The 6,527-nt window shown below is 68.2% G+C and carries 6 protein-coding genes; 2 read left to right on the top strand and 4 right to left on the bottom strand.

Annotation, left to right across the window (positions count from 1 at the left end):
- Window positions 1-125 precede the first annotated feature (125 nt).
- Entirely contained in the window at window positions 126-1,220 is a 1,095-nt protein-coding gene (locus tag AOK23_RS42610; RefSeq protein WP_055717739.1) for an alanine racemase, read from the top strand.
- Between the two features lie 8 nt (window positions 1,221-1,228).
- On the opposite strand, the gene AOK23_RS46350 is transcribed toward AOK23_RS42610, so the two are convergent.
- From AOK23_RS46350 to AOK23_RS42600, 3 genes are all read right to left on the bottom strand, one after another.
- Window positions 1,229-2,024, bottom strand: a protein-coding gene (locus tag AOK23_RS46350; RefSeq protein WP_169800395.1) for an IS5 family transposase whose coding sequence is annotated in 2 segments (ribosomal slippage) — window positions 1,229-1,691 and window positions 1,690-2,024 — 798 coding nt in all. Because the reading frame shifts where the segments join, the coding sequence is not laid out codon by codon here.
- A 350-nt stretch (window positions 2,025-2,374) separates the two neighbouring features.
- Complete coding sequence (locus AOK23_RS46345; protein WP_079050035.1) at window positions 2,375-3,220, bottom strand: DUF3626 domain-containing protein; 846 nt, start codon at window positions 3,218-3,220, stop codon at window positions 2,375-2,377.
- 139 nt (window positions 3,221-3,359) lie between these two features.
- A complete protein-coding gene (locus AOK23_RS42600; RefSeq protein ID WP_206336443.1) occupies window positions 3,360-3,638 on the bottom strand; it encodes a hypothetical protein in 279 nt (92 codons plus the stop codon).
- A 130-nt stretch (window positions 3,639-3,768) separates the two neighbouring features.
- Here AOK23_RS42600 and AOK23_RS42595 point away from each other — a divergent pair, with 130 nt between their 5' ends.
- Complete coding sequence (locus AOK23_RS42595) at window positions 3,769-4,848, top strand: helix-turn-helix domain-containing protein (protein WP_240496838.1); 1,080 nt, start codon at window positions 3,769-3,771, stop codon at window positions 4,846-4,848.
- Between the two features lie 31 nt (window positions 4,849-4,879).
- Here AOK23_RS42595 and AOK23_RS42590 read toward each other — a convergent pair whose 3' ends face one another.
- A complete protein-coding gene (locus AOK23_RS42590; protein WP_055717736.1) occupies window positions 4,880-6,379 on the bottom strand; it encodes a hypothetical protein in 1,500 nt (499 codons plus the stop codon).
- Window positions 6,380-6,527: the final 148 nt, after the last annotated feature.

The following is a 6,527-nucleotide window of genomic DNA, read 5'->3' as shown; positions in this document are numbered from 1 at the left end:
GCCTTTGTTAGGACCTCTTAGAGGTCGTCTCGATTGGCACGTGGGGCCTGGGCTGATGGCTCTGTGGCCCAGGTTCGCCGACCTGCCATGATCATCTCAACGTGTTGCATGGTGGGAGGCAAGAGATGGTGACACCGCTGCCCGATGGGCTGGCTACGCCAGCACTCGTCGTCGATCCGGACGTTCTGGACAGAAACATCTCGCGGATGGCTGAGGCTTCGCGGTTCCAAGGGTTCGCTCTGCGTCCGCATGCCAAGAGCCACAAGTGCGCGCAGATCGCCGACCGTCAGCTTCAGGCTGGCGCGCGCGGGCTGTCGGTGGCCACGATCAGCGAGGCCGAGGCATTCGCCCGGGTCGGCGTGGATGACCTGTTCATCGCTTATCCCGTGTGGCTCGATGCCGACAAGACGCAGCGGCTGCGCCGGTTGGCGGACTGCGTTGCCCTGAGAATCGGTGTCGAGTCGGTCGAAGGTGCGCAGCGGCTGGGGAGAGCCGTGCGCGGCAGCGCCCGGCCGGTCGAGGTGCTGGTCGAAGTCGACAGCGGAAGCCATCGCACGGGAGTACAGCCTCACGCTGCTGGTGAAGTCGGGAAGGCTACGGCCGACGCGGGACTGGATGTTGCCGGCGTGTTCACGTTCCCGGGACACGGCTACGGGCACGACGCGCAGGCGCGCGAGCGTGCCGCACGGGACGAGGAGCGAACTTTGGGCGAGGCCGCACAGGCGCTGCGGGACCTTGGGATCGAAGTCCGTGTGGTCAGCGGCGGGTCGACTCCGACTGTGGGGCAGTGGCAGCCGGGTGCGGTGAACGAGTTGCGGCCCGGTGTCTACGTCTTCAATGACGCCACCCAGCTGGCCATCGGCACCTGCGGGGTGGAGGATCTCGCACTGGTTGCCGCGGCGACGGTGATCAGCGTTCCGGCCCCGGACCGCTTTGTGCTTGATGTCGGTAGCAAGGTCCTCGGCTCCGACCGGTCGTCTTGGGTGATGGGCCACGGCTACCTGCCCCAGTTCCCGCAGGGAACCATCACCGGATTGTGGGAGCACCATGCCGTAGTCCGGCTTCCCGAAGGGGTGCGGGGGCCATGCCTCGGGTCGGTGGTCGCTGTGATCCCCAACCACATATGTACGCCGGTGAATCTCGCCGATGAGCTGCTGGTCGTCCGAGATCGCGAGGTGATCGACCGCTGGCAGGTAACGGCACGAGGTGCCAATACCTGAGCATCGTCTCAGGCCGGGAGCCGGCGGTAGCAGATCAGAGTTGCGGCGATCCCAGCGAAGGCAAGGAAGTGTTCAGCCTTGCGCTCGTAACGACGATGAAGGCGACGGCAGCCGGCCAGCCAGGCCACCGTCCGCTCCACGGTCCACCGGTGGCGGCCCAGCCGCTGCGAGGACTCGATCCCCTTGCGCGCGATGCGCGGGACGATGTTCCGGCTGCGGAGCCACCGTCGCAGGTAGTCGTAGTCGTACCCCTTGTCGGCGTGGAGCTTGGCGGGCCGTCGCCGACGTGGTCCACGGCGAGAGCGGATCGGCGGGATACCCCGTACCAGGGGTTCCACTCCCAGGCTGTCATGTGTGTTCGCAGCAGAGATGCCGATCGAGAGGGGCAGACCGGACCGCTCGGTGATCAGGTGGACCTTCGAGCCTTTCTTGCCGCGATCTACGGGATTCGGACCCGTAAGGTCCCCCCTTTACTGCCCGCATGTTCACCGAGTCAACGGCACACCGCGACCAGTTCAACTCGCCCAGGGCGCCGAGCTCATCCAGCACCAGGCGGTGAAGCTTGCCCCATACCCGGGCCTGGCTCCACTCCGCGAACCGCCGGTGCGCGGTCGCCCCAGACGGGCCGAAGCCCGACGGCAGCTGGCGCCACGTACATCCCGTCGTGGCCACGAAGACGATGGCCGCCAGCACATGCCGGTCCCCATACCTGCGTCGACCCCCACCCTGGGGTCGCACCGGAGCGGCCGGCACCACTCGCTGAAACAACTCCCACAACCCGTCCGGTACCAGACGCTCCACCATCGCCATCACGGCCGCCAGCCTAGTGATCACGCCAGTTGAGACGATCTCTTAGGTACCTACCGGGTCGGCGGGCGCCCACGCACGAAGTCGATCCTCACAGCATCGTCCGCGTCTCGGAAAGGGCCAGCCGCGCTGTCATGGTGTCCGGCCCTCCGTCGCCCAGCCGACCCTAGCTGGAGGGTCCAGCGCTTCCCGGCTCTTCTCACCACTACGTGTCGCTTGGCAGCCGGCGCGCCTGGGTGGAAGCTGCATCACTTGGCAGGTGGGGCTGCTCGCGGCGGGGTCGGCCGGCGGGGGCTGAACGCTGCTCGCCGCTCCTGACTCCGACGAGTCGGACGCAGCACGGCATCTCAGCAGCCGCTGAGCCTTCCGAACCGGGCCACGCAGTGCCAGACCTTCTTGAGATCTTGGAGAGCGTAGCGACCTGTGCGGGCAGCGTCTCCGATTAGCCGCGGAGTGAGCCAGTCACCTGGAGCGATCGCGGCCCCCAGGTCCACGTACTCCTTGCCGCGATAGTGCGGATGACGACGCAGTTCAGCAACACTGAGCCGGAAACCGGGATGCCACTCGACTGGGCACGGCAGGCATTCTGCTGCGTATTCGACCGCCGTACCGCGATAGCTGGGATCCAGCACCAGCGCTTCCACGTCACGGTCAAACCTGACAGGCCCATGGACCTGTGCCTCTATGTGACCGTCCAGGGGATCCGTGTCCGCTGCCTCGGCAAGCTCGACCAGTGCGCATCGATCGGCGATGCCGAACTCAGACGGCTCGGCGGAGCTGTCCGGGTAGCAGAAAGTAGCGCGCGTGAGAGTCTCAGGCGTGAGCCTGAAGTACGAGGAGCCGAATCGCGGAGCAGCGCCGAACGCCTCACGGCGGTGGTTCAACGCGCCGTAGACGGGGCGCTCGTCAGGGGCGGCTTCGTCATACGCTCCAGCGAAGATACGGCTCTCCCAGCGCCATCGGTCTCCGCCCGGGTGAGCGGTCAGTCCGCCGTTACTCGTCCCTGTGGCGAACTGTGACTTGTAGACACCGTCGTCAGCCATCTGAACCAGGATGGGACGGTTCCTCTCAGCTCGATCAGGATGAAAGTGCATCGTCACCCGTAGGTCTGGAGGGAGGGGCGTACCTCTGGAAGAAGCAGCGACATGACGCAGAGCCCTCTCCTGAAGCGAGACGTCGATCTCAGGAGCCATGCGTGGAGTCTGCACAAGTCACAGGTACCAACGCATCTCAATATGGCCACTACTGCCCCGCAAGTCCCGTCACTTAGTGGTCGACTCCGTAAGTCCTTCGGGGGTTGACGTCGGAGGCAGTTCTGTGTCCGGCGTCTGCTCAGATGTCGGGGGCGGCGAGGTGGAGATGGCAGGCACAGTCGAGTGCGTCTGCGGGGGTGCCCGTGGCGCTGCCGCTGGGCAGCAGGGAGTCCTCGTAGTGGTCACCGCCGGCGTGGTAGAGGGCGAAGCCCCACCTGCCGACCGCGCCGGTGTAGCGCAGTCGCATCAGTTTGACCCGTTCGCCGTCGGCCAGTTCGGCCTCCACATAGGCGAAGGCTCCCCGGTGGCGGATGTGTAGCCGCTCCCAGCTGCGGCCAGGCGGTGCGGGCGCGCTCACCGAGGCGCGCCTCCACCGAGACGGGTGTGTTCCGAAGGCGTGGGCATGTCGGTCATCCTGCCCGAGGGGCCGGTTGCCGGATGCGGCAGACTTCGGCCTGTCATGATCCACTTCTGTCGATCGGCCTGCCTTGCCCGTTACCGCCGCCCGCCCGATAGTCCTGCGCGCCGCCGAGCGCGAGCGACTGAAGAAGATGGCCTACGGCCACAAGACCGAGCACCGGCTGCGGATGCGCGCGCAGGTGGTACTGCACGCCGCACGCGAACGCTCCAACGCGCGCATCGCCCGTGAGACGGGGCTGCATCTGGACACGGTCCGCTGCTGGCGTGGCCGGTTCGTCGAGCACGGTCCGGCCGGTCTGTCCGACCGCGAGCGGTCAGGGCGGCCTCCGTCGTTCACCGCGTTGCAGGTGGCCCAGGTCAAGGCCCTGGCCTGCCGGCTGCCAGCCGAGAGCGGCGTGCCGCTGGCGCGCTGGTCGTGCCCGGAACTGGCCCGTGAGGTCGTCGCCCAGGCGATCGCCTGCTCGGTCTCCGCCTCCACCGTGCGCCGCTGGCTCACCGACGACGCGCTCAAGCCCTGGCAGCACCAGTCCTGGATCTTCATCACCGACCCCGGCTTCCGGACCAAGGCCGAGCGGGTGCTCGGCTTGTACGCCCGCACCTGGCGAGGCGTCCGGCTCGGCGAGGACGAGTACGTCATCAGCGCGGACGAGAAGACCTCCATCCAGGCCCGCTGCCGCTGCCACCCCACCCTCGCCCCCGGCCAGGCCCGCGCGATGCGCGTCAACCGCACCGAGCCACGCACCGGCATCGACCCGTTCATGAACCTGGTCGCCCAGGTCATGAGCACCGAGCCCTACGCCAGCGCGAAGCGCGTGTTCTGGATCGTGGACAACGGCTCCTCCCACCGCGGCAAGAAGGCCGCCGCCTTCCCCAACGCGGTGATGGTCCACACCCCCGTGCATGCTTCGTGGTTGAACCAGGTGGAGATCTACTTCTCCGTCGTACAGCGCAAGGTCGTCTCACCCGACGACTTCACCGACCTCGCCCAGGTCGCCGACCGGCTTGGGGCCTTCGAAGACCGCTACAACGCCACAGCACAGCCGTTCCAGTGGAAGTTCACCACCTCCGACCTGGACGATCTGCTGGCCAGGCTCGACCGGCACACCACCGATCACCACGAAGAATCCTCCGCCGAGCCAGCTACATGATCAACCCCCGAAGGACTTACGGAGCCGACCGCTAAGGCACCAGATTTCGCATCACCGCACCCGGCAGCGAAGCATTGCCCGCCGCCGCCTTCGCCACATGACCGTCATCGTCGGCGAGCAACTCCACGATCACCTGGGGCGGGAGGGCCGGATGGCCCGCGGCAATGGGCCTCGCCTGGCCGTCCGTCAGGCAGGCGAGCAGGGCCCGCGGGGTCGCGTGGGGGTGGGCGGCGATTTCGCGGAACGCCTGGTGCACCGGCGGACAGTCGTGGGCGAGGTGTTCCAGGAGTGCCCCGGACGCGTCCGGGTTGGCCGCCACCGCCGCCAGGACCTGGACTCCGTGCCGGTCGACCATGGCCCGCAGTCGCGCCTCGGAGAGGCCGGGGTGCGGGGCGATGCTCTTGAGCACCTTCGCGTCGGGGTCGGTGGCGAGGGCGTCGCGTATCTCGGCGGGCAGGTCGCGGCGCAGGGCCACGAGCATCCGTACGGTCGAGTCGGTCGAGCAGGCCAGTCTCTCGACCTCGGCCGGGGACGCGGCCTCGACGCGGGGTAGCAGGGTGGGGCCGATTTTCTTGGTGGCGATGAAGCGAACGAGGACGTCGAGGGGCACGTTGGGGTTGTGCGCGAGTCGGCGCCGTACGTCCTGGCATTCGTCCTCGGCCAGTACGCGCATCAGGGCGTGGTCGCCGGCCGGCTTCTCGGCGAGGCAGGCCCGGATGCGCGCGTCGGGGTCCGTGGCGAGCCGTCGGCTCACCTCCGGGGGCAGGTCGGGGTGCTCGGCGAGGGCCAAGCGCAGGTTCTCCGACGGGTGGTCGGCGAAGGGGATCGCGGCCTCGATGGGGGTGGCGGGGTTGCTCAGGGCCCCGTGACGTACGGCGTACACGGCGGTCTCGTGCGTGCCGCCACAGACCTCGTACGGCCACACCTCGCAGCCGGTCTCCTCGACGCCGCAGACCGAGCACCGCTGTACGGGAGGCAGTCCCTTGTCGTCGAGGAGTGCCGCCAGTACGGCCGGTGGCGTTGCCTCGTTCCAGGCCGCGTACTTGCGGACCTCGGCGTTCGGATGCCCCGCGAGCCTCGTGGCCAGCGCCCGATCCGTCGTCCACAGGGCGAGTTCCCCCACCACCCGCACATCCGGACCGGCGGCGAGCGTCTCGACGACATCGGGCGGCAGGCCCACACACCGGGCCAGCCGCTGCCGACGCCAGAAATCCGGGTCCGCCACGAGGACCCGGCCCCACACCGGATCGCCGCGCCCCTCGCCGAGCAGCGCGAGAGCGGTGTCCGGATCGGCTGCCGGATCGACGTCGGCGACGGTCAGCCGGCCCTCGCACGCGAGCTGTGGGCCGCTCTCCGGGACGCGTACGTACAGCGCGAGCGCCTGCGCGTGGGTGAGGTCGGGGCGTTTGGCGAGGTCATCGGTGAAGTCGGCGTCGGTGTCGGCGACCGCGAGTTCGATCAGACGGTCGACGAGTTCGGGCGGAAGGGAGGCGTTGGCGGCAAGCCCGCTCAGGACATCGGCATGCTTCACAGGAGCATCGTGACCGCAACAGGCCCTGGCTTTCGGGCATTTATTGTCCCGCCGAATCGAAGCAGTGTGGACTCAGACATCGGCCTCAGACATCGGGCTCCAACTCGCGCAGAATCCCACCCGTCCGGGAACCGCCCCCGTCCTCCTC

The organism is Streptomyces torulosus (assembly GCF_001419765.1).
GTDB lineage: Bacteria > Actinomycetota > Actinomycetes > Streptomycetales > Streptomycetaceae > Streptomyces > Streptomyces torulosus.
The sequence above is the reverse complement of the archived record's forward strand: the minus strand, read 5'-3'. Positions and strand labels throughout refer to the sequence as shown.

Bases quoted from the DNA above. Each gene is read 5' to 3' on its own strand.
- AOK23_RS42610 (WP_055717739.1), top strand. From the start codon at position 126: ATGGTGACACCGCTGCCCGATGGGCTGGCTACGCCAGCACTCGTCGTC.
- AOK23_RS46345 (WP_079050035.1), bottom strand. From the start codon at position 3,220: ATGGCTCCTGAGATCGACGTCTCGCTTCAGGAGAGGGCTCTGCGTCAT.